This window comes from Mesomycoplasma lagogenitalium (genome assembly GCF_029854295.1).
GTDB lineage: Bacteria > Bacillota_I > Bacilli_A > Mycoplasmatales > Metamycoplasmataceae > Mesomycoplasma_A > Mesomycoplasma_A lagogenitalium.
In genome coordinates, this window is record NZ_CP122979.1 from 567,908 (window position 1) to 593,412 (window position 25,505).

General features: G+C 26.3%; 12 protein-coding genes and 2 rRNA genes. 5 read left to right on the forward strand and 9 right to left on the reverse strand.

Going from position 1 to position 25,505, the window contains the following annotated elements:
• The 4 genes from QEG99_RS02325 to QEG99_RS02340 are packed head-to-tail and all read left to right on the forward strand — an operon-like array spanning position 1 to position 8,673.
• Positions 1 to 1,233 (forward strand): Mbov_0396 family ICE element transmembrane protein, encoded by a 1,233-nt coding sequence (locus QEG99_RS02325; protein WP_280101594.1) that lies wholly within the window; start codon positions 1 to 3, stop codon positions 1,231 to 1,233.
• Entirely contained in the window at positions 1,211 to 3,853 is a 2,643-nt protein-coding gene (locus QEG99_RS02330) for an Mbov_0397 family ICE element conjugal transfer ATPase (RefSeq protein WP_280101595.1), read from the forward strand. Before QEG99_RS02325 ends, QEG99_RS02330 begins: the two co-directional genes overlap by 23 nt.
• Positions 3,843 to 7,814 carry an Mbov_0399 family ICE element protein gene (locus QEG99_RS02335; protein ID WP_280101596.1) on the forward strand — a complete coding sequence of 1,324 codons (3,972 nt, stop codon included), beginning with the start codon at positions 3,843 to 3,845 and terminating at the stop codon, positions 7,812 to 7,814. The genes QEG99_RS02330 and QEG99_RS02335 overlap by 11 nt, the downstream gene beginning before the upstream one ends.
• Before the next feature lie 40 nt (positions 7,815 to 7,854).
• A complete protein-coding gene (locus tag QEG99_RS02340; protein ID WP_280101597.1) occupies positions 7,855 to 8,673 on the forward strand; it encodes an HAD-IIB family hydrolase in 819 nt (272 codons plus the stop codon).
• Positions 8,674 to 8,780: 107 nt separating this feature from the next.
• Here the strand turns inward: QEG99_RS02340 and QEG99_RS02345 are convergent, their stop codons facing one another.
• The 9 genes from QEG99_RS02345 to pheS all read right to left on the reverse strand — a co-directional run bounded on the left by QEG99_RS02345 (position 8,781) and on the right by pheS (position 22,052).
• Entirely contained in the window at positions 8,781 to 9,611 is an 831-nt protein-coding gene (locus QEG99_RS02345) for a hypothetical protein (protein ID WP_280101598.1), read from the reverse strand.
• Positions 9,612 to 9,737: 126 nt separating this feature from the next.
• Positions 9,738 to 12,628 (reverse strand): 23S ribosomal RNA (locus QEG99_RS02350).
• Positions 12,629 to 12,937: 309 nt separating this feature from the next.
• A 16S ribosomal RNA gene (locus QEG99_RS02355) occupies positions 12,938 to 14,465 on the reverse strand.
• The 16S and 23S rRNA genes sit together here, the layout of an rRNA operon.
• Before the next feature lie 291 nt (positions 14,466 to 14,756).
• Positions 14,757 to 15,953, reverse strand: a complete 1,197-nt coding sequence (locus tag QEG99_RS02360; RefSeq protein WP_280101599.1) for a phosphopentomutase — start codon at positions 15,951 to 15,953, stop codon at positions 14,757 to 14,759.
• 116 nt (positions 15,954 to 16,069) lie between these two features.
• Positions 16,070 to 16,648, reverse strand: coding sequence for a ribosome biogenesis GTP-binding protein YihA/YsxC (gene yihA / locus QEG99_RS02365; protein ID WP_280101600.1), 579 nt, complete (start codon positions 16,646 to 16,648; stop codon positions 16,070 to 16,072).
• A gap of 18 nt (positions 16,649 to 16,666) precedes the next feature.
• Complete coding sequence (locus tag QEG99_RS02370) at positions 16,667 to 17,872, reverse strand: acetate/propionate family kinase (RefSeq protein ID WP_280101601.1); 1,206 nt, start codon at positions 17,870 to 17,872, stop codon at positions 16,667 to 16,669.
• Between the two features lies 1 nt (position 17,873).
• A complete protein-coding gene (locus QEG99_RS02375) occupies positions 17,874 to 18,842 on the reverse strand; it encodes a phosphate acetyltransferase (protein ID WP_280101602.1) in 969 nt (322 codons plus the stop codon).
• Between the two features lie 100 nt (positions 18,843 to 18,942).
• Complete coding sequence (locus QEG99_RS02380; RefSeq protein WP_280101603.1) at positions 18,943 to 21,105, reverse strand: phenylalanine--tRNA ligase subunit beta; 2,163 nt, start codon at positions 21,103 to 21,105, stop codon at positions 18,943 to 18,945.
• Positions 21,105 to 22,052 (reverse strand): phenylalanine--tRNA ligase subunit alpha, encoded by a 948-nt coding sequence (gene pheS / locus QEG99_RS02385; RefSeq protein ID WP_280101604.1) that lies wholly within the window; start codon positions 22,050 to 22,052, stop codon positions 21,105 to 21,107. Before pheS ends, QEG99_RS02380 begins: the two co-directional genes overlap by 1 nt.
• 235 nt (positions 22,053 to 22,287) lie before the next feature.
• On the opposite strand from pheS, the gene QEG99_RS02390 reads away from it, so the two are divergent.
• The gene (locus QEG99_RS02390; RefSeq protein ID WP_280101605.1) at positions 22,288 to 25,479 is read left to right on the forward strand and encodes a hypothetical protein; all 3,192 of its coding nucleotides are present in this window, start codon (positions 22,288 to 22,290) and stop codon (positions 25,477 to 25,479) included.
• Positions 25,480 to 25,505 lie beyond the last annotated feature (26 nt).

The following is a 25,505-nucleotide window of genomic DNA, read 5'->3' on the forward strand; positions in this document are numbered from 1 at the left end:
ATGTTCGATATAGTAGATAGAATTTTTTATCAATTTTTTAAAGGATTTTGATATCTTTTTATTACAATTCCATTTCGTTTTTTATCATCGTTAAGTAAATTATTTAAATGAATGGAATTGCCATTAATTAATTTTTTATTATTTAATAATAGCGAAAAAGATTTAAAATATTCTGAAATACAATTACCTATTTTCTTAATTGCATTTATGATATTAAATTCAATAGTTTTTCTAATAATTTTTATATCTTGTATTTTAAGATGAGCATTTGAAAGAAACAGAGGTAGTGAAAATTCTTCACTAATGAGCGTATTAAAAAATATTATCCCCTCAATTTTTTTAATTTTTAGTATTCCACTAATTACTTTTATGATTCTTTCAATTTCATATAAATTATTTGAAGTTGCATTAATTCCTTTTGGGGAAGAAAAAAATGTCGGTCAAGAATTATTTAAATTATTAAAACCAGATAATATTGATGAAAATCTTTGGCAAAAAAGTGCATACGATAATTTTGATGTTATCCCCTTTGAAGCATATAAGAATTTAAAAATCAGCTCAAGTGAATTAATATTTTTCTCTTCAATAGTGGGCATTTCGCTAATTATTATTTTTATAAAAGCAGCACTCAATCTTACTAATAAAACTTTTCAATATTTATTTTTATTTATAATTTCTCCTTTTGTTTTTTCATCAATTATGATTGATAAAGGAAAAAGATATTTAATATGAAGAAAGATGTTTTTATCGAAAATAGTAGTGATTTTTTCATATATTTTTGCTATCAAATTATTTGCATTTTATGCACTAATTTTAAATCAATGAATCAATAACATTGAAGAATTAGGACATTTTGAAAAATTAAGCTTAAGGTCAATCTTAACTGTAGGAGGTGCAATTGGGTGTTTACAAATAATCAAATTAGTTTCAAAAATTTTAGAAGAAAAATATAAAAATAAAGATAACATAAATGAATTTAAACAAATAATTGAGCAAAATTCAGTTTTAAATTCAATTGTTAAAAATTATTCTAAAACTAGCTTTGAAGATTGAAATAAAGTATTTAATGAAAAAGTGATAAATAATCAAAATTTAATTAAAGATAGCGATTTTGACAGAAAACAAACTTTTTATTCAAATTTAAATTTCGAAAATAATTATAAGAAAAATAATTTTGAAAATAAAAACAGTTTATTAGAAAGGATAAAAAATGTTACAACCAAAAAGTATTAAAAAAAATAAAATTTTGATTTATACTAATTTATATTTATCAGATATTATTTTTTGTTTTTCGCTTATATTTTTTATAATGATAGTTGGATGATTTATTATTCCTAACTATGTAAAGCATAAAAAAATTATTTCAATTTCTTTGATTGTTATTTTGATATTATTTTCCTTACCATTAATGATATATATACCTTCACATAATGCTCGATTATGAATAACTTGTTGAAGAATTTTTAAATATTGAACAGAAAATAAAATATATTCAAAAAAATCAAAAAATGCTAATATAAAATCGCTTTATAACTTTAAAAATATTGATGAAAAAGGAAATATAGAATTAAAAAATCTAATTTTAAGTAAATATAAATACTTAAAAATTGTTGAATTTACAGGAATTAATATTTGAAATAAAAATATATCTGAGAAAAAATATTTTCTTGATCAATTTATAAATATTTTTAATAGTATAGATTATAAAATTAGTTTTATTAAGTTGAATTTAAACGATAATTTAAGTGAAAAAATAAATGACATTGATTCACAAATTTCTTTTGAAACTAAAAATCAAAATATTCAAAATAACATAATAGATTATTTAAACGAAAATAAAAAAGAATTTCAAGATTTAGAAAAAAATCAATCAAGCGATCGTTACTATGCAATATTTTATTCTCATAATATTGAAACATTAGAAGAAAATTTTCAAAATTTTGCTGATCTACTTGATAAATTAGAAATCAATACTAATGCTTTAAATAAAAAGCAAACATCTGATTTTTTATTTAAATTTTATAATCCTTATAAAAAAGAAAATTTAAATAATGATTTTTTCCCTAATGAAATAAAGTTCAAAAAAGACCATTTTATTGTTGATGGTATTTGTGGAAAAATCGAAACCATCGGAGAATATTCAATAGATTTAAATATCGGGTGAGCTGAAACTTTTTTCAATTCAAATGATTCATGAATTGTTTGACATCTAGAAAATATTGAAACTGATGATTATGAAAAAATTTTAAATGCAGCAAATAATAAGATTTTAACAAATATTGCCTTTAATAAAAAATCGCTTTATCGAAATAAAAAAGATATTAAAAATATGGAAGCAATTAATGAAACAATGATGCTTGTTAATGTTGAAAATCAAAAATTGTTTCGATCAACAATTTTGTTTGCAAACTTTGCAAACAATATAGCAGAATTAAAAAATAAAATTCAATTTTCACTTCACAAAGATTTAAAAACTGAAAAATGCAAAGTTAATAAATTAAATTATCGACAAATTGAAGGGTATTATACATATTCATTTTTAAATAATGATAAGTTAAAAGAATCAACTGAGATGGTATCTAGAAATATTGCTTACAGTTGACCATTTGTTTACGAACAAAACATCGATAAAAATTCTTTTTATGTTGGAAGAAATAGAAAACAAACGATTATTTTAGATATTTGAAAAAGAAATACACTACATACTAATTCAAACTGTATATTTTTTGGGACATCAGGTAGAGGAAAAACTACCGCAATTAAAAAGTTAATTTTAGATAATTATTTAAAGAATAAAAGTTCGGTAATTATTATCGATCCTCAAAGAGAATATCAAGATTTTAGCGACATTTTTAATATTAGTTGAATAGATTTAGGAGTAGGGAATACCACAATTAATCCTTTACAAATTTTAGCTAACAATAATTATTCTAAAAATGTAAATAATGAAATATTAATCTCTAATCATATCACCTTTTTTATGAACTGAATTAAAATATTAATTCCAAATTGAACTGAAGAAAAAGAGACAATTATTAATATGTCCTTAAAATCTTTATACAAAAAATTTAACCTTTATAATATTAAAAATTTACTTTTATTAGAAAATAAAAAATTTCCTATATTTGATGATTTTATAAAAGAAATTGATAATTTACATTTTAATGATGTTTATAAAAAGGTATATGAAAAAGAAAAAATAAAACTAAGCGAATGATTAAAAACTAATTTTCAAAATAATGGAATTTATGAAAAAAATTACAACAACTATACTAATATTAATTTAAATCATGATTTTACAGTAATTGATACTAAAGCCTTTGTTGAAAATTCAACATTAACTAATATTAGTGCCTTTTTCTTTTTAATTCTTTATCAAATTAATGGAAAGATAATGTCAAATCACTTTATTAATAATAAAAAAAGTTTATTAGTTTTTGATGAACTTCACAAATTTATGGGCGAAAAGCATACTGAAATTTTAGATTTTGTTTTTGACAGTGCAAAAACAATTAGGAAATTTCAAGGTTCGTTAGTTTTAGCCACTCAAAATCCTACAGATTTAGGGATTACTCAAGCTATTAGTAATAAAACTAGTGGAATATTAAAAAATATTCAATATAAATTCTTTTTTAATTTGCCAGGCGAAGACATTAAGTTAATTAATAATATTTATAGCCCGGAAAACAATGAAAGTTTTAATTTATTAAATAAATATGATTCTGATTTTCTTTTAAATTCAGGAAGAGGTGAATGTTTGTTAGTCAGTTCTCAGAAAAAGAAAGTTTATTTTAAATTTATGTATAATGATTTTGAAAAGAAATTCTTTTTTAAGGAAAAAGTTGAAAAATAAAAAATTTCTTTTTTCTTTTTTACCACTAACAACTCCGCTTTGATCGCTTTCGGCATTAGTAAAAACAGAAAAAGAAAATTTAGAAAATTCTAAAATAAATTTAAATTATAGTTTTAATGATAGTTATAACGATGAAAAATCAATATATAATCTTTTAAATAAGAGTTTAGCTAATCGACCTTTAAATTCAATTGATAATTATAATAAACCCTTTACTAGATTTTATAACGGAATTTATTGAAATAAAAAAACTGCAAATCATGAATATACAAGCAAAAGAGGAGGTGCCCCTCTTTTTAATTGAGAAAATATTTTAAATTCAGGAACTTATGGAGCAAATATCAATATTGCTATGGGACTTGAAGGATATGGGCATATTTCCTTATTTAATTGAGGCAGAAAAGAATATATCGGTTCTAAGCATAGACCTAATGGTTTAGATTATGATAATGGAGATTTTGCAATTCAAAGTACCAATAATAAAATTAATGCGCTAGATAATTCTGTTGATAATTTACAATTTAGCTTTGGACTAGAATCTGATAATCCCAATAATAATAAACTTCAGTTTTCTGACTATGGAAGCTATGGTTTGAATTTATCTGATTTTGTTTTTAAAAAATTAAAAGAAAAAGTAGCTGCATATAAAATGAAATATAATTCTGCTGGAAAATATTTAAAAAGTTTATTTATAAGCAATTTAAAAATCGAATTGAATTTTAAAATCCACACAGATGAAACTAATAATATTTATGAAAAATATAGTAGAATAAAAAGTTTTAAAGTAAAGGTTTCTTATAAAGTTGATGTTAATTATGATTTACTAAAAACAGAACAGTTAGAATTATTAAACTCAATATCAGCTATTCAAAAAACATTTAATAGCGAATTTATAGAACCACATAAAAAAATTACAATAAACTCTGATACAGGTTCGTTAAATGGACTTTATACAAAAAATGATAATAGCTATTTTAATTCTAATTTATATTTTTTGGAACAAAAAATTAAGGATTTTTGAGATAATAAGTTAAAAATTAATAATAAAAATCTTTTTAAATTTAAATATTCTACTCGGTATATAAGAGGTTATGAGTATCTTAAATTTTATATTGAATATGTTGATAAAATTCAAAATAAAGTTCAAACATTGATTCTGGATGATAAAATAACTATTAATTATAAAAATACTGATAAATATGAAAATAAAAATATTAACGAAAGATTAATAATTATTCCAAGTAAATATTTAGATTTTACAGATATAAAAACCTTAAATTTAAAAAATGATATTCCCAAACTTAAAGAAAATTCAAAAAATCCATTAAATAAATCATCTGATTTTGGTGGACATTGAATATATAATGCTCCAGTAAAATTAATATTTAAAGCAGCAGAAGCTGAAAATGAAATTTTATTAATAAATGATAAACCAATTGATGTTTTAGATAAAAATTTTTATTACGATTTAGATTATATTAATGATCACGATTCAGATGAAAATATTTATAAAATTGAACTAATTTCATTTGATAAAAAAGATATTTATGGAGAAAATAAAAAAGAAATTTACCGTTGAACAATGATTATTGAAATTTCGAAAAATTATAGTAATTTAAATGCCAAATGATTTGCATGAAATCCCAATATTCATCCCGAACAAAAAGAATTAATCACTCCTTTTTTAGTCGATGAAAATGGAGAAAATTATAAAGATAAAAACGGTGATGCAATTAAAAATCCTAAATACGATCCTTTAATTAATCCAGAAACAGGATTGAAGTCGGAAATTGTTTGAGTAGATTATTCAGATAATTTAAATTTATTACCAAGTAATACAAGATTTTTTCAAGATCCTATTGATGAAAATAAAAAACTGGTTAAAAATATCGAAAATATAAATACTGGTTTTATTGCTGAAGCAATTGTAGCGGGAAAGGGAGTTAATTTAACAATCAATCAGGAATATGAAATAATTCAATTATTTAAAGTTAAAAATGAATATAATTCTTTTAAACTAGAAGAAAATAAAAAAATGAATAAAAAAGTTTTAATCACTAATAGTCAAAACAATTATTTTTCAAGTTCTGGATTGTGGCTTTTTAGTTACCGAACTAAAAATGGGATGGATGCTTATAAACTAATTTTAATAGGTGATTATAGTCCTAAAAAAACTTTTTCTGAAATTTATGTTAATTCAAAAATTAGTGCATTTTTTCAAAGTAAACAAGGAATGAATTTGAAAAATTTTTTAATAAAAAAGAAAAATATAGTTGAAAAAGAAATTTATAAATTATCATATTCAAATATTATAAAATTTTGAAAAGAATACATAAATGATGCTTATAGTCATTTAACAACCGATCAAAATTTTTTTATTTTAATTAATCCATTAATTAATGAAAGAAAAATTAAAGATTTTTTCCTATTACAAAATAAAGAAAATTTTGATATTAATTTATTAAATAAAAATGATTATTTGATGGATTTTGAAAATAAAAATCTAATTGAATATAGATTTAATTTACATAAAGAAAACAAAAATTTATTGGAAATTCATTTTAATATTAAAAAAGAGTTGTTAAATGGTGATTATATATTAGCAAAAAAATATGAAATTATTTCAATCGTTTGAAAAAACGAAGACGATGCTGATAAGCAATTGTTAAATGATGAAAGCAAAACTAAAATCACTCCAAGTTTTAATTATTTACATATTAAACAATATCTTAATAATATAAGTTTTAGTGAATTTGAAAATAATTGAATAACTGATCAGTGATTTAATTTTGAAAATAAAAATAAAACATTTTATGATTTAACTATCGAAAATAACAAATTGATTTTTGATTTTAAAATTATCGAACAATTTAATGAACAATTTTATATTAAAAATAATGAAAAAATATTAACTTTAGATTTATCGAACTATAATTTTATTAAAAGCGAAAATATTTTTAAAAATATTAATATTGATGAAATAAAATTAAATGGAATTGAAAATAAACAAGAAATAGAAAATGAAATTATTTCATTTCTCGAAAACACAATTGATAAAAAATATAAATATAAAGTTGATTATGTTATTGAAAATTTTGAAACGAAAATTGATGAAATAGCAAATTTAACAAATCAAAGTGAAAATGATTTTGCATTTATTAAATTAAAATCAATGTCTCATAATAATTTAGCTAAAGTTTTAAAAATTTTCAATTTTTTAAATAAAGAAAGAACTGAAATTATTAATTATAATATTAAAGATTTAAAAATTGATGACATTGAATTGGAAGATGATCACATTAATCAACTTAGTAATTTAATTTTAAATAATGTTAATTTTCAATTATCTAAATATAATATTAGTATTCCTGAAGATTTAATAATTGAAAATTTTAACAATAAAGTATTGGAATTAAAAATTAATAAAAATAAGTGAATTTTATTTAAAATAAAAGGAAAAAATCAGCATATAAAAAGTGATTTAACTTTTAGAGTTTATTTAAAATCCTCAAATTCTGAAACTACAATTGATTTATCATATGTGAAAATTAATGAGATAAAAATTAGTGAAACCAATTTAAATAATTTAAAACAAAAAATTAAACAAATGATTGAAAAGCAATTATCCAATATTTCATTAAGATATGATGAACATTATGTAATTGAAAACATTGATAATGAGCAGGTATTGAAAAAACTTATCTCTAATATTGGTAATAATTACTTAAATTTCAATATTATTTCATCTAAAAATCCTTCGATAAAAGGCAAAAGTCAATTTACTGTTATTAATTATTTAACTAATGAACAATTTAATAATATTAAAAGGGAATTGTTAAATAAAAATCAACAAGTTAAAAATTATTGATGAATTTTATCTGTTTTTTTAATCATAACACCTGTGTTATCAATTGTTTTTATAAAAATTTATAAAAAGTTTTTTAAAAATAAAAGTAAATAACTAACTTTAATTATATAAATAATGTGATATAATCAAAAATATGATAAAAAAAATGATTTGTTATTCCGATGTGGATGGAACAATATATGGAAGAGATTTTACTGTTTCTGAAGAGTTAAAAAAAGATATATTAAATTTTCAAAAAAATAATGGAGAATTTGTTATTTCAACGGGTAATCCCGCATTCGCTAGACATCGTAAACTAGCTGCCGATTTAAATGTTAGATATTTAATAACTTCAAATGGTAGTGCTATTTTAGATACTAAAGAAGATAAATTTATTTATATTAATAGATTTCCCATTGATATTCAAAATAAAATTATTTTAGCTGCTCAAAAATATAAATCTCATATAAATTATTGAACAGATTATCGTTTTTTTACAGCTAATGTTAAAAAAGAATTTGATTACTGTTATGATTATTCATTATTCACAAGAGATATGGTTGAACTAAATGATAAGCCACATCCTAATGTTGTAAAAATGGAAGTTTTTGATACTGAAGAAAATATTAAAAATATTTATTTAGAAATAAAAGATTTAGATATTAATATCGTTTATATGAGAAAGCAACACATAGAAATCACAATGAAAAAATCTTCAAAAGGACAAGCAGCTAGATGATTAAGTGAAAATGTTTTTAATGAAAAAATAGAAAATGCAATGACTATAGGTGATAGTCCTAATGATTGAACAATGCTTGAAATTTCAGATTTTTCTTATGCTATGGAAAACTCTGGGGATGATACTAAAAAAATTGCAAAATTTCACACTAGCACATACAATCAAAATGGTGTTGGTTTAGCATTGAGAGATTATATGGATAGAGTGAAAAGCAAAAATAATTCTAATAAATAACTAAATTAATTTTATAATTAGTGCCTTAAATAGGCACTTTTTTGTATTTTAAATTAAAATAATAAAAACATCATAAAAATGATGTGATTATTAAAATTGAATTTATTTTAACTGATTATTTTTATTTTATTAGCACTAATAATTTTTTCATTTAAAATATTATCTTGAATATATTTACCTTTTACAAAAACATTTAGTCCATTTAAATAATTTTGAATTTCAGATTTTTCTTTTTCCGTTTTTGCAAATGTTTTTACCTTAATGTTATGATTATTATTAGTTATTGTTAAAATGATTATTCAAAGTCCTGATTTGTTTTTAATTATTTGTTGATCCACTATCATTCCAACTACTTTAACTTTAAAATAATCACTATTTAAAACTTGTTCAATCAAAACATTTTGATATAAATCATCATCCACTTCATTTTTAAAATGACTATTATGTTTTATTATTTGACCTTCATCTTGGTTGATGCTTTTATTTTCTTCTAATTTTATTTCTATTTTATTAAAACCCCAATTTTCTAAATAAAATGAAATTTTTGAAAAATTATGTTTTTTCTGTTCCTCTACTTCTTTTTTATCATTTGTATATATAATCATTTTATTATTTTCAATAGTATATTGCTTATTTTCTAAAAATTCAAATACTGCATTTGTTAATAAATATGCATATTCAAAATAATCTTTTATTTTTTCTTTTAAATTATCAATATTTTGATATTTAATTCGTAAATCAAATTTAATTTGTGATTGTTGTACTTTTTGATAAAATTTTTTAAAATCCCAAATATCTAATGGATTATTTAGTGATAAATTTACAAGATAAAAATCACTATTTTTATCGTATTCAACATAATCAACAACAACATTTTGAAAATTATCATTAAATTCAAATGAAATTGCTTGGCAAAAATTTTTAAATGAATTATCCATATATTGATTATAACTGAATTTTTTATTTTTAAAAATAAAAAAACTCCTTTTTAGGAGCCTAGTTCTTTCAAAACTGAATAGCAAATTAAACTTTGTTTTTCTATAAATTAAATACCTAAATATTTAGCTATTAAATCAATCAATTTATTAGTATTGGTCAGCTGAATGTATTACTACACTTACACTTCCAACCTATCAACCTCATCGTCTATAAGGAATTTCAAGGGAACATTAATCTCTGAGGAGGCTTCCCGCTTAGATGCCTTCAGCGGTTATCCTTTCCGTACTTAGCTACCCAGCTGTGCTTCTGGCGAAACAACTGGAGCACCAGTGGTACGTCCACTCCGGTCCTCTCGTACTAAGAGCAGCTCTCATCAATATTCCAACGCCCACATCAGATAGGGACCGAACTGTCTCACGACGTTCTGAACCCAGCTCGCGTACCGCTTTAATTGGCGAACAGCCAAACCCTTGGAACCGACTCCAGCTCCAGGATGCGATGAGCCGACATCGAGGTGCCAAACCTTCCCGTCGATGTGATCTCTTGGGGAAGATAAGCCTGTTATCCCCGGGGTAGCTTTTATCCGTTGAGCGACGGCCATTCCACAATGTACCGCCGGATCACTAAGTCCTGCTTTCGCACCTGCTCGACTTGTAGGTCTCACAGTCAATCACACTTCTACCTTTGCGCTCTTCATATGGTTTCTGACCATACTGAGTGTAACTTTGAACGCCTCCGTTACCTTTTAGGAGGCGACCGCCCCAGTCAAACTACCTACCACGCACTGTCCTCCTTCCAGATAATGGAAGCAAGTTAGAAAATCAATATAACAAGGGTGGTATTTCAAGGTTGACTCCATAAGAACTGGCGTCCTTACTTCAAAGTCTCCCACCTATCCTACACATGTTAGACCAATTTTCAATACGAAGCTATAGTAAAGCTCCACGGGGTCTTTTCGTCTTGATGCGGGTACCCAGCGTTTTCACTGGGACCATAATTTCACCGAGTCCAATGTTGAGACAGTGGGGAGATTGTTACGCCTTTCGTGCAGGTCAATAATTAGTTGACAAGGAATTTCGCTACCTTAGGACCGTTATAGTTACGGCCGCCGTTCACCCGGGCTTCATTTTACTGCTTCGCTAATGCTTACAGCTCCACTTAACCTTCGGGCACTGGGCAGGCGTCACCCCCTATACATCGTCTTGCGACTTAGCAGAGAGCTGTGTTTTTGATAAACAGTCACCCCCCCCATTTTACTGTGGCCTACTTAAAGTAGGCATCCCTTCTTGCGAACTTACGGGATAATTTTGCAGAGTTCCTTAACATTGGTTTTCTCGCTCGCCTTAGAATACTCATCTTGGGAACGTGTGTCCGTTCTCGGTACAGGTTCCTATAAAATTAGCGTTAGAAGCTTTTCTTGGAAGCATGAAATCATACAATTCGCTACTTGATTGCTCTTTCACTATGCATCACAACTCAAAGTTATGATAGCCGGATTTGCCAAACTATCCTTCTTGTTGCTTACCCCACAATCCAATAAGTGGTAGTATTATCCTTCTCCGTCACTCCATCACTTTTATAGGAAGTATAGGAATATTAACCTATTATCCATCGACTATGCATGTCTGCCTCATCTTAGGTCCTGACTAACCCTGGGTGGACGAACCTTCCCCAGGAAACCTTTCCCAATAGGCGTCGGAGATTCTCACTCCGAATCGTTACTCATGCCGGCATTCTCACTTCTAAGTACTCCACTAATCCTCGCGGTTTAGCTTCACCGCCACTTAGAACGCTCCTCTAACGTACTTTCGTACCCGTAGCTTCGGTATTATGTTTAGTCCCGTTACATTATTGGCGCAAGATCTCTTGACTAGTGAGCAATTACGCACTCTTTAAATGATGGCTGCTTCTAAGCCAACATCCTAGTTGTTTAGGAAACCTCACAACCTTTCTCACTTAACATAATTTTGGGACCTTAGCTGACGATCTGGGTTGTTTCCCTCGCGACCACGGACGTTATCACCCATGTTCCGACTGCATAGTAATACACACTGGTATTCGGAGTTTGATTATAGTCAGTACAGCTAGGCGCCGCCATTCCATATTCAGTGCTCTACCCCCAATGCTTAACACTACACGCTAGCCCTAAAGCTATTTCGAGGAGAACCAGCTATCTCCAGGTTCGATTGGAATTTCACCGCTATCCACAAGTCATCCGGGCACTTTTTAGCGTACTACGGTTCGACCCTCCACTTAGTTTTACCTAAGCTTCAGTCTGCTCATGGATAGATCACCTGGTTTCGGGTATATATCAACATACTAAAGCGCCCTATTAAGACTCGGTTTCCCTACGGCTCCGTTTTTTTCCACTTAACCTCGCATGTTAACATAACTCGCCGGCCCATACTGCAAGATGTACGCCATCACCCATTAACGGGCTCTGACTAATTGTAAGTATACGGTTTCAGAATCTATTTCACTCCCCTCCCGGGGTTCTTTTCACCTTTCCCTCACGGTACTGTTTCACTATCGGTGTCTGGTTAGTATTTAGCCTTACCGGGTGGTCCCGGCAGATTCAGACAGGGTTTCACGTGCCCCGCCCTACTCAGGATACACTCAAGAGAATCTATTATTTCGTTTACGGGGATATCACCCTCTTTGTCAAAGCTTCCCAACTTTTTCAACTATAATAAATTTTTGTAACTCTATATAGAATGTCCTACAACCCCATCTAATTGATGGTTTGGGCTCTTTCGCATTCGCTCGCCACTACTAACGAAATCATTATTTATTTTCTTTTCCTGTTGCTACTAAGATGTTTCAGTTCACAACGTGTCTCGCATTTATAACTATGGATTCATTATAAATCAACTAGAGTTTATCTAGTTAGGTTCCCCCATTCGGAAATCCCCGTATCACAGCGCAATCCAGCTCCACGAGGCTTATCGCAGGTATTCACGTCCTTCATCGACTTCCAGACCCAAGGCATCCACCATATACTCTTACTTATTTAAAAGCTAATATAACTTGTATTTTTTTAAGCCTATTGTTTAGATTTATATATCTAAGGTATCTAATTTATTTTGCTAACTTTAACAGTTAGACTCGGTTTATTTTTTAATGTCGTTGTTGAAATATTTTGAAATTATTCAAATATTTGCTATTCAGTTTTCAAAGAACTATTGAATTTAAAAGATAAATCTTTCAAAACTAGATACAAAACTTTTTGGCTAAGCCCATAATAACCTTTACTTTATATTAATTAATTTTTAAATAAAGGATTTTGAAATACGCCAAATTAAAAAGATGTCTTTGTACTCCGTAGAAAGGAGGTGATCCATCCCCACGTTCTCGTAGGGATACCTTGTTACGACTTCACCCCAGTCATCGATCCTGCCTTAGACAGTCGTCTCCGAAGTTAACTAACCGGCTTCGGGCATTACCAACTCCCATGGTGTGACGGGCGGTGTGTACAAGACCCGAGAACGTATTCACCGCAGCGTAGCTGATCTGCGATTACTAGCGAATCCGACTTCATGAAGTCGAGTTGCAGACTTCAATCCGAACTGAGATTGGTTTTTTGAGGTTTGCTCCATGTCACCATATTGCTTCTCTTTGTACCAACCATTGTAGCACGTGTGTTGCCCCACTCGTAAGAGGCATGATGATTTGACGTCGTCCCCACCTTCCTCCTGGTTACCCAGGCAGTCTCTCTAGAGTCCTTAACTTAATATTAGTAACTAAAGACAAGGGTTGCGCTCGTTGCAGGACTTAACCTAACATCTCACGACACGAGCTGACGACAACCATGCACCATCTGTCACCTTGTTAACCTCCGCTATATCTCTATAGCATTGCAAGGGATGTCAAGAGTGGGTAAGGTTCTACGCGTATCTTCAAATTAAACCACATGCTCCTCCGCTTGTGCGGGTCCCCGTCAATTCCTTTAAGTTTCACTCTTGCGAGCATACTACTCAGGCGGATCATTTACTGCGTTAGCTGCGTCGGTAAATTTTTCTACCAACTAATGATCATCGTTTACGGCGTGGACTACCAGGGTATCTAATCCTGTTTGCTCCCCACGCTTTCGTTCCTCAGTGTCAATATACAACCAGTTAGCTGCCTTCGCCTATTGGTGTTCTTCCTAATATCTACGCATTCCACCGCTTCACTAGGAATTCCGCTAACCTCTTTGCAATTCCAGTTTGCCAGTATCCAAAGCGGGCTGGAGTTGAGCTCCAGTATTTAACTTCAGACTTAACAAACAACCTACGAACTCTTTACGCCCAATAATTCCGGATAACGCTCGCGACCTATGTATTACCGCGGCTGCTGGCACATAGTTAGCCATCGCTTTCTAACAAGGTACCGTCAATTAAAGATCATTTCCTATCTTATTTTTTCTTCCCTTGCAACAGCAGTTTACAACCCGAAGGCCTTCATCCTGCACGCTGTGTCGCTCCATCAAGCTTTCGCTCATTGTGGAAAATTCCCTACTGCTGCCTCCCGTAGGAGTCTGGGCCGTATCTCAGTCCCAGTGTGGCCGTACAGCCTCTCGGCCCGGCTAAACATCATCGTCTTGGTAGGCCTTTACCCTACCAACTAACTAATGTTCCGCACCCCCATTTCTAAGTGAAGCTTTAAGGGCTTCTTTTAAGGCTCTTTCATGCGAAAGAACCCCATATTTGGTATTAGCTACTGTTTCCAATAGTTATCCCAATCTTAAAGGTAGGTTAGGTACGTGTTACTCACCCATTCGCTACTAAGTCAGTGCAAGCACTGCTTCGTTCAACATGCATGTATTAGGCACACAGCCAGCGTTCATCCTGAGCCAGGATCAAACTCTTGAAATTGATTTGAATGTATTATGGTTTTTGTATCTAGTTTTGAAAGATCTATGCTTTTAAATTGCAGTAATTATTATACCACAGAAAATGAAATAACAAAATTTATTTTAATTTTTAATGTTTTATTTTGCGATATTAAAAATAATTACTCTAATATTTTAATAAATTTTTTTTAAAAACAAAATATATTTTTTGTATTTTTATGTTTTTTTAATTTGAATTAAACTAAAAAATAAAAAATAGAAAACAAAATTACTTCATTTTCTATTTAATTATTAAAAATTATTAATTAAAAAACTATATTAACTTATCAAAAATATCATCACCAGTATCAATTAATTCTAAATCAAAGTTTCTAGCAACAATATTTCCGGTTGTTCCTAAACCGTTTAAAACACCAAGATTTTTATTTTTACCAGTAAATGATTTTGAAAATACTGTTAAAGGCAACGCTTCTCTAGTGTGGTGGCTTCCAGGGAATGAAGGATCATTTCCATGATCGGATGTCATAATTAATAAATCATCTTCTTTTAAAGCATTAATTAATTTAGTTAATTTAATATCAAAGGAATTTAAATTATTTGCATATCCTTCAAGATTTCTTCTATGTCCATAATGAGAATCGAATTCTACTAAATTAACAAAAATAAATTCGTTTGTACTATTTTTTGATGCTAGTTCGATAGCTACATCCATATTTTCATTATCACTAGCAGGTGGATAAACTTGATCAATTCCTTGACCTACAAAAATGTCGTTAATTTTTCCAACACCAATTGTTTTTACACCTTTTGCTTGTAATTGATTTAAAATTGTTGCTTTAGGAGGTTTATTTGCATAGTCATGACGATTAAATGTTCTTGTAAATTTACCATTTTCACCAACATATGGTCTAGCAATAATTCTTGCTACATTTCACTCGGGTCTTGAAGAACAAATTTCTCTAGCAGCTTTTGAATATCTATAAAGATTTTCAAGTCCCATATGTTGTTCATGTCCGCAAATTTGTAAAGTAGAATCTGGAGAAGTATAAACAATTACATCACCATTTTTAATTTCTTGATCTCCTAATTCTGCTAATATTACTGTTCCACTAGCTTCACGATTTCCGATAATTTTTCTACCATCAAATGCTTTTTCCAATTTTTCTATTAATTCTGCAGGAAAACCATTTTCTACAAATTGAGGATTTGGGATTTTGGTTTCAATTCCCATCATTTCTCAATGTCCTGCTAATGTATCTTTAGCATTCGATTTTTCAATAATTCTTCCCATGTATGCTAAATGATCTTTATTTTTTTTATTGTAATTATGAACTTTAGTAACTTCACCAATTCCTAATTTTTTTCATGTAGGAATTTCTAAAAGTCCGCTTTCGCTAACATGGAATAATGTATCGGCACCTTGATCGCCAAATTCTGCTTGTCTTCCATCATCACCAATTCCCAATGAATCAGTAACAATCATAAAAATTCTTCCAAATTTTCTTTTCATTATTTTCCTTACTTTAAAATATTTTTTTGGTTCTTTATAATAAAAAAATTATAAATAACAATTAAATTATATAACTTTTAGCTAATAATTTAAAATTAATTATTTATAATTTGTATTTATATTTTATTTTCATTATCGGAAAATATTTTGTCAATTTGCTGATTTAATAAATTAATATTTTTATTTTTCAAACTTGATACAAAGTAACTAAATTGTAAATTATTAAATTTTTCTAGTTGCTTTTTAATTTTATGCATTTGAGCTTGATTTAATTTATCTGCTTTGGTTCCTACTAATATAACATTATGATTTAATGATTGTAAAAATTCGATCATTTGTAAATCATTTTCTAATAATCCTAATCTAGAATCAAAAAGTAAAAACACATATTTTAAATTTTCTCTTTCAGTAAAATATTGTTCAATCATATCAAACATTTTTTGAGCATTAGTTTTCGACATTTTAGCATAACCATAACCCGGAAGATCGACAATTATTTTATTATTACTATTTTTAAAAAAATTAATTAACTGGGTTCTTCCTGGAGTGTTAGAAGTTTTGGCGATTTTTTGATTTGCTAAAGCATTAATTAATGAAGATTTACCAACATTCGATCTTCCAATGAAACAAATTTCTATTTCATTATGATTCAATCAATTACTTTTACCGGAACTTGAAACTATAAATTTTCACATAAATTAATTATTAAAATATTAAGAATTTAATTTTAATGCATCTTGAGCAATTAATAATTCTTCGTTTGTTCTTATTACATAAACTGGAATTAAAGAATTTTTAGATGAAATCAATAAATATTCTTTAATGTTTTTTGGACTTGTTCAATTTTTTTCTTTATCTAATTCAATATTTAAAGCTGGTAATTGTAGTTTATTTATAACTAGTTCTCTCATTAAACTAGAATTTTCTCCAACTCCGGCTGTAAACACTAGAGCATCAATATTTTTTCCAACTTTATTAATATAATTTACTAAATAATCAACAATTTTTTGGGAATATAATTCTAGTGTAAAAATTGCATTTTCATCTTTTTCTTGATATTTATTTGCTAAATCTCTCATATCAGATGAATATCCGGAAACTCCTAATAATCCAGATTTTTTATTTAAAATATTAGTAAATTCTTTTAAAGAAATATTTGCAGCTTCTGTTGCATATTCATGAATTGCCGGATCAATATCCCCACTTCTTGTTCCCATCATTACTCCCGCAAGAGGAGTGAATCCCATTGAAGTGTCATAAGATTTTGAATCTTTTACAGCACATAATGAAGCTCCGTTACCGATATGTAAATTAACAAAATTTACAGATTCTTTTTTTAATATTTCCTGAAGTTTTAAAGTAATGAATTTATGGCTAATTCCGTGCATTCCATATTTTCTAATTCCATATTTATCAGCAAATTCTTTGTTCATTGGATACTGATAATTAATTTTTGGAAGACTACTATGAAAAGCAGTGTCAAAACTAGCGCTTAATTTTGCTTTTGGTAAAACTTCTTTAAAAGCTTTAATCGCCTGAATAGCTCCAGGATTATGCAATGGAGCAAATTTAGAGCATTCATCAATTAAATTAATAGCTTTTTCATCTAATTTTGTCGAATCATTGAAATATGTTCCGCCATGAACTACTCTAAAACCAACTAGTTCAATTTCCTCTAAAGAAGAAATCACTTGATTATCTGTTCACATTTTAATAGTTGCATCTGCTGCATCTTTATGATTTTTTAAATCTACAGTTTCTTTTACTTCTTGATCGTTAAACGACATTTTTAAAAAAGAATCATTAATTCCGATTCTTTCAGAAATTCCATTAGCAATTACTGAAAAATCTTTTTTATTAAATAACGATCATTTCATTGAAGAAGAACCAGCATTAACTACTAATATTTTTTTATTCATTTTATTCATTTCCTTTCACACTTTGTAGTGCAGTTATTAAAATTGTATTATAAACATCTTGAGTTGTTGAACCTCTAGATAAATCATTAACAGGTGCTGCAATTCCTGTAATTACTGGTCCAATTGCACCAAAATTTCCTAATCTTTGAGCAATTTTATAACCAATATTTCCAGCATTTAAATCTGGGAAGACAAAAACATTGGTATCCTCTGAATATGAATCTTTTTTGTATTTGCTTTTTCTAACTTCTTTATCAAATGCTGCATCAAATTGAATCTCTCCTATTGCATTTTTTTCAACATTTTTTTCGTTATATAAATGTGTTGCATTAGCTACTAAAGCCGATTCTTCACTAACTGCTGATCCGTCTGTTGAAAAAGATAAAAATGCAACTTTTGGATCAAAGCCTAAACTTTTAGCAAAATCATTTGCATTAATTCCTATTTCAGCCAGTTGTTCTGAAGAAGGTTTAATATTTACAGATATGTCTGAAAAAATGTATTTTTGATCTTCTTTGTGCATAATCATTGCAGAAGAAATTGTTTTAATTCCTTTTTTAGGTCCAATTACTTTAAATGCTGCTCTTAAAATATCGGCAGTTGTAAAATTCAATCCTCCAACAACTCCATCAACTTCTTTGTTTTTAAGCATCATCATTGCATAAAATGGTAAAGTCGTCAATGCCTTTTGAGCATTTTCCATTGTTTCTTTTCCATTTCTTAATTCAAAAAACATTTTTGCATACGCTTCTTGTTTTTCCTTTGAAACAATTTCTTGTTTAACATATGAAGGTAAATCTTTTAAATTATTTTCCACTAATAAAATAACATTTACTAATTCTGTTTGAGCAATTAATTTACTTGCTGCAATTGCTCTTTTATCTTCTCCATCGATTAATAAAATAGTTTTTTTTGTATTATTTGCATTCATAGATGCAATTCTAGTTTCAAGTTCTTTTTCGAATGACATTTTTCTCCTTTGATTTTTAAAATTATAGAACTTTAATTAATAAAGATTATCTATTTTTTATAAAAAATGCTTTATTATCTAATATTTTGAAAGTTATTAATTATTTATTATATTTATCATCAATTAATTTCATTCCTTGTTCATCACAAACAACGTTTATTGTAACTCTTTTTTCGTTCTCTTTAATGAAAACATCTTTAATGGAAATTGAAAAAATATTTTTGTATAATGATTTTAAATCATCAATTTTGTCGTTAATACTTTCTTTTAATTCAATTGCAAAAGTAATATCACGTGTTTTTAGCGGTTCGCTATTATAAATTTGATAATTGATTTCCTTTTTTGAAAGTTTATCTAAATTAATTTCTAAAAACAATGCATCGCTAATACTTAAATATGGAGAAATTTTCCCTATTCAACCAATTAGTTCATTTTCATAAAAAATATGAGCGCTAACACCTGAATGATACATTTGTTCGTTTGTTGTTCGTTGAAATTTAAAATTATTTCCAAACAAATTTACTAAAATAGTTTTTAAATTAGTAAAACTTTTGCTAGTAGTAGCTAAACAAAGAACATTTTTCAATTCATTAACCATTCCTATTTCAAAGATAGAAATATTTTCAATCTTTCTTTTTTGATTGTACTCAATAATTTCAGCAAGTGAAATGGCTAAGGAATTTCTAATTTCTTCTCGTTCTTTTGAAACGAAAGTTTCTAGAGAAATTGAATTATCAAAGTTAAATGGATTTAAAATGTTTTTGTGTTTTGAAATCAATGAATAACTTCAAACTTCCTGAAAACCATTTGCTGCAATTTCATTTTTTAGAGAACTAATTTCATTAACTATAAATGAATTAGTAAATGGTCTTTCTAATTTTAAATTATCATATCCATAAAATCTTAAAATTTCTTCTAAAATATCATCAATATCCTCAATGTCATGACGATAATTTGGAACAATAATTTTTTTACAATGAAATTTAAATCCTAAAATTTTTAATGAATTAATTACTTTTTGAAATTTTTCAGTTTCAGAAATTTTTGAACCAGATATTCTATTTATATATTCTATATCAAAATCAATTTCTTTTTCTTTTGTTTTATAAAAATTAATAGGAGCAGAAAAATCTTTTAAATAATTAGAAAAAAATTTAAAAGCAATTTCCATAGTTCCGTTTGAAATTTTTTTAGAAGATTGTTTAAAGGAATTGGATTCGATTTTAAGTTGTTTTGCACTATTTCGAATATCCTTGATCGAAAAGTTACCTATTTCCAAAATAACTTTTTTTGTGTCCTTTGTAACAGAAGTTTTTTCCCCTCCCATAATTCCTGCTAAAGAAATTATAGAATCATTTTTATCTTTAATTCCTAGTGCATTTTGAAAATTAACAATTTTGGCACCTAATATTTCAAATTCACCGCTAAAAATTGTTGGACTTATCGGAGAAACTATTTTATCTTTATCATAAGCATGACAAGGCATTCCTGAAAATAATAAATTTAAATTTGTTAAATCAACAATTGGAGAAATTAACTTGATACCAGATTTAACAATTAGTAGCGAATCTTGAATAGAAAGTGAAAAATTTGAATCTAAATTAACTTCTAGACCAGAAAGTTTATTATTTTTAAAATCATTAATTTTAAAATCGCTTACAAATGTATGTTTTTTTTCTTTTATTTCAGAAAAGTCGCTATTAAAATAAGCGGCTAATTCTCTAGCCATAATGTAATAAGAATTAGCATCAGAACGATTAGATAAAACTTTAATATCAATTATATAGTCATTAAGTGAAAAATATTCAATAGGATCTAAATTTAAATCTACTTTATTAAAAGTAAAAATTCCGTCTTTATATTCGCTTCAAACTAAATCACTATCAAAACCTAATTCGTTTAATGAAACTAACATTCCCTCCGATTCAATTCCTTGTAGGTTTTTTTTATCAAAAATAATATTTTTACTGCTAGATCCAGGAACAAAAGCCATTAAATAATCGCCTTTTTTAACATTGTCGGCATTTGTTTGAATAATTCTTATTTTGTCATTAAATTCAATTTCACAAACATTTAATTTATTAGTATTGGGATTTTTATAAATATTTAATATATGTCCAAATTTTATTCCCTTAATTTCATTTAACTTTTTATATTCTTCAACTTCAAAACCGATTGAATTAATTGCATTTACTACATCTAAAATTGAAATATTTATATCTAAATTAGCAATTTCTTTTAATTTATTAAATGAAAAAAGCATTATTTATCCTTTCTAAATTGATTTAAAAATCTTAAATCATTTTTATATAATTCTCTTATGTCATTAATTTGATATTTAATCATCGCTATTCTTTCCAACCCAATTCCAGCAGCAAAACCGTTCATATCATTTGTATAACCAGCTTTTTTTAATACTTTTTTATGCAACATTCCAGATCCTAAAATTTCGATTCACTTACCTTTATATAAAACATCAACTTCGGCTGAAGGTTCAGTAAATGGAAAATATGATGGTCTTAATCTTATTTCAACCTCAGTTTCTAAAACATATGATAAAAATGATTTTAATGTTCAAATTAAATTAGGAAAATTTACATATCCAACACTAACAAAATCCACCTGTGTAAATTGATGTGAATGAGTTTGATCATCTTCATCATTTCGATAAACTTTTCCGATAGCAAATTGACTAAATGCTTGATTTTTATATTTTTCCAGCATTTTTGCGCTAATTCCTGTATTATGAGTTCTTAAAAGTAAATTTTCATTAATATATAAAGAATCTTGCATTTCTCTTGCAGGATGGTCTTTTTCAATATTTAATCTTTCAAAATTATATTCATCACTTACAATTTCGGAATCAAAATATTCAAAATAACCATTTTCTAAAAATCATTCTCTAATTCGATTTGCAACAAGTGTAATAGGATGTAATGAACTATTATTTTCTACTGGTTGGTTTATATCAATTCACTCGTTTTCAATTTTATCTTTGACTTTTTGTAATTCGATTCTTTTTAAAACCTTTTCAAATTCAATTTCAGCTTTTTCTTTTAAAGATTTAATTTTTTTACCTATTTCCGCTTTTTTATCTGCTGAAGCGGTTTTCAAATCTTTAGTTAAACTAAATATTTCTCCTTCGGGTCCAAAAAATTTATTTTTAGCAATTTTATAATCTTCAAAAGTTTTAATTTTATTAAAATCCATATTTTCTCCTTAATTTTAATATTTAAATTATATAAAAAATTACTAATAATCATATCTATATTATTTTTAAAATATCAAAATTTATTTATAAACTTTAAAGTGATTAAAACTTTTTACCATTTACTAAATAAATTAAAAAAATAAAAAAAGTGATTTATGAGCGATTTTTTTTAGAAAAAATAATATATTTCTATTTTTAATTTTAATTTTTTAAAAATAAATATAATTTTTGATTATGAAAAAGCAAAATAAAAAAATTTTTTTGATATCTAGTTTATTAGCTATTCTATTAATTGGCGGGGGAATAACTACTGGTTTATTACTAACTAATAAAAAACATAATAACCAATTAGTAGCCCCGAAAAATGAAACCGGTAAGTCAGACGATGAAAGTGGATTAAATAATGATGAGAATAAAAATAATATTAACAAGGGAGAAGTAAATAAAAAAACAGATCCTAGTTTTAATTCTTCAAATCAAAATGATCAGCTAGAAAAGGGTGACAATTTTCCAAAATTAGAAAATCCAAGTGATAAATTAAAAGAGGATGAAAAGAAAGAAACTGATAATTCACCAGAAATTAATCAACCAAAAATTTCATCTGATAATCCAAATAAAGATAATTTAAATAATTTAAATGCTAATAACGATCTTCAAAGCGGTCAAGAAAATATAAATAATCATCAGGGATCTGATGAAAATTATGATAATAATTCAAATGAAGAAACAGATAATTTAAATAATTTAAATCAAGAAAATTCTTTAAATCAAGGTGATAATTCAAATAATTTAAATGATAATAGCAACTCACAAAATGATACCGAAAATATAAATAGTTCTGATGAAAGTCAAGAAAACAGTTCTAATGCTAATTTAAGTGATAATTTTGTTGCTCAAAGTGTTGAAATTATTAAATTAACTGACGAAATGGCAACAATTAAAATCGCTTTTTCACAATATCAATTGGCAAATAATAATATTAAAGATTTTCAGCTATCTTACACTCACAATTTAACTAAAAAGATGTTTAGCGAATCTTTACCTTATAATATAAATGATAATTATGTAATATTCAATATCGAAAATCTTGATTTTAGTGAAAATTATAAAATTCAGGAATTATTTTTAAATAATAAAAAAATAAGCCTTGAAAATGTAGTAAAACAAGGTAATAATTGAATAAATACAAATGACAATAGTTTAGAATTTACGACAAAAGTTTATCAAAATAAAATTACTTATGATTCTATTTTTACCGAAATTGATAATAATGGAAACGTTCTTTCATTAAGTCTTGAAAATGTTCAAGGTTTATTTAAAATGAGCGAAAACCAATATTTTAGTTTTATTAAATTAAAAGATTTATCTAACAATAAAGAATTTTATTATCAACCATTTATCAAAAAAGAAAATGATGGACTTAAAAATATAGAATTAAATATCAATGATTCAAGTGCTCCAGAAGAATTTTATAATAATAATTTAGATCCTGATGATCCTAATTATACTCTTTATGAATTGCCAGCAAATGCTAATTTTGAAATTTTAGAATTTAGAATTGATAAAGAAGGTAAATCCAATGTTGATGTTCCAAGAGTTTTAGTTACTCCAAAAGATAATGTTAATAAAACTTTTAATACTAATTTAAATTCCGATCTTTACAAAAATAATGTAATTGAATATGATAATAATTTAAAAACACTAACAGTCAAAACTGTTATTTCAAAAAGTGAATCTTCAAGTGAATTTAATCAAGTAAAATTTTATCTTTCGTCTAATTTTGGCGGACAATGAATTTTAGCTGCTAATAAAATTAATGACCAATGAGTAGCACAAATTAATAATTTAAAATTAGACGGCAAAATTTATATTGAAAAGGTAACTGGTGATGATCAAATAATTAAATTGGATAAAATAAATAAAGGAACGACAGAAATAAATTATAAGCAAATTATTAAAAAACCAACTATTAATAATGTTAGCTTAGAAATTGATAGCAACAATAATAATTATAGTATTATTAATGTTGAATTTAACGATGAAAATAATCAATTAGAAAATTATAAATTAAGTGATCCTGTTTTAGAAATTAAAAAAGAAAATGATGATTCAATTATTAAACCAGCATTTATTGAAAAAAGAGATAAAATTTATAAATTTAAAATTTATTTAGAACCAAATAGTAATTATTTAATTAACTATTTCGCTCTTAATAATGAACAATTTAATTATGATCGAACTTTTTCAAGAAACACAAATAATAATGGAACAAAAACTGTGGATCAATTAAATCAATTAATTGATTCAATTAATCAAAATATTAATTTAACAAAAAGATTTTGAGCTTCACAAGCGAAAAAAACTTTAGTTGATAAATCAAATTTAATGAATTATACCAATTTAAGTTCTTTAATTAATATTGATGATTCAATTGATTTAAATATCTCTTATTTAAATAATAATAATAATAGCGAAAGAGATGGAATTCTTTCTTTTGAATTAAAATTAATTTCTAATGGTAATCAAAGTAAGACAAGAGTTTTAAATTTTAGCAATTTATATAATGTAAATTATTTAAGAAATTTAAGTGAAGATCCTAGTTTTTATGCTGATTTAATTAAAATTTCCAAAGCCGGGCATACTAAATCGACATTAGATTTTGATAAAATCTTTACTGAAATTGATAAAAATGATTTAACTTATTCATTTGGAACACCAACAACTTGAATAAATCTAAAAGACGAAAGGTTAAATGAATTTCTAGATATTGACCCTGCATTTAGAAATTATGATGAAAGTCAATTAAAAATTTATTTTGTTAAATATAGAGATGTTAGAAATTTATATGAACCACACCAAACTACTTCTAATGTAATGTTAGGATTTATGAATTATCGAATTAATTATTGATTTGATAATTTAAATAATTCTAAAACAGAAGCAAAATATAAAAATTTTTCAACTCCGATATTTTTAGGTGGATTTAATGATTATAATGATTCTAATTCAAAAGATTTATTTAAAGTTTATCAAAATTTAATTGTTAATTATTCAAAAGAACAATGAAAAAATTTTAATACTTTTTTTGGATTAAACACCGATTTATCACTAGATCAAATAATTTACAACATTAATCAAATTACTAATAATAATGAAAAATGACAATATTTAACTTCAATTTCAAAAATTAAAAATCTTTTTAATTCAATTGATGATATTGTTAAAAATAGTTATGATCCGACTATTAGAACCTCTAATTTTAAAATAGAAATTATCAATGTCGAAAAAGAGCAAATAGGATTAAATAACTTTTTAAATATTGAATTTATTATTAAAATTAACGTTAATTCCACAAAATTTCCAAATTATAGCGAAAACAATATTGTTAATAATCAATCTTTAAAAATTAAGTTTTTAAAAAATTAAAATAAAATTAAGGCATAAAACTGCCT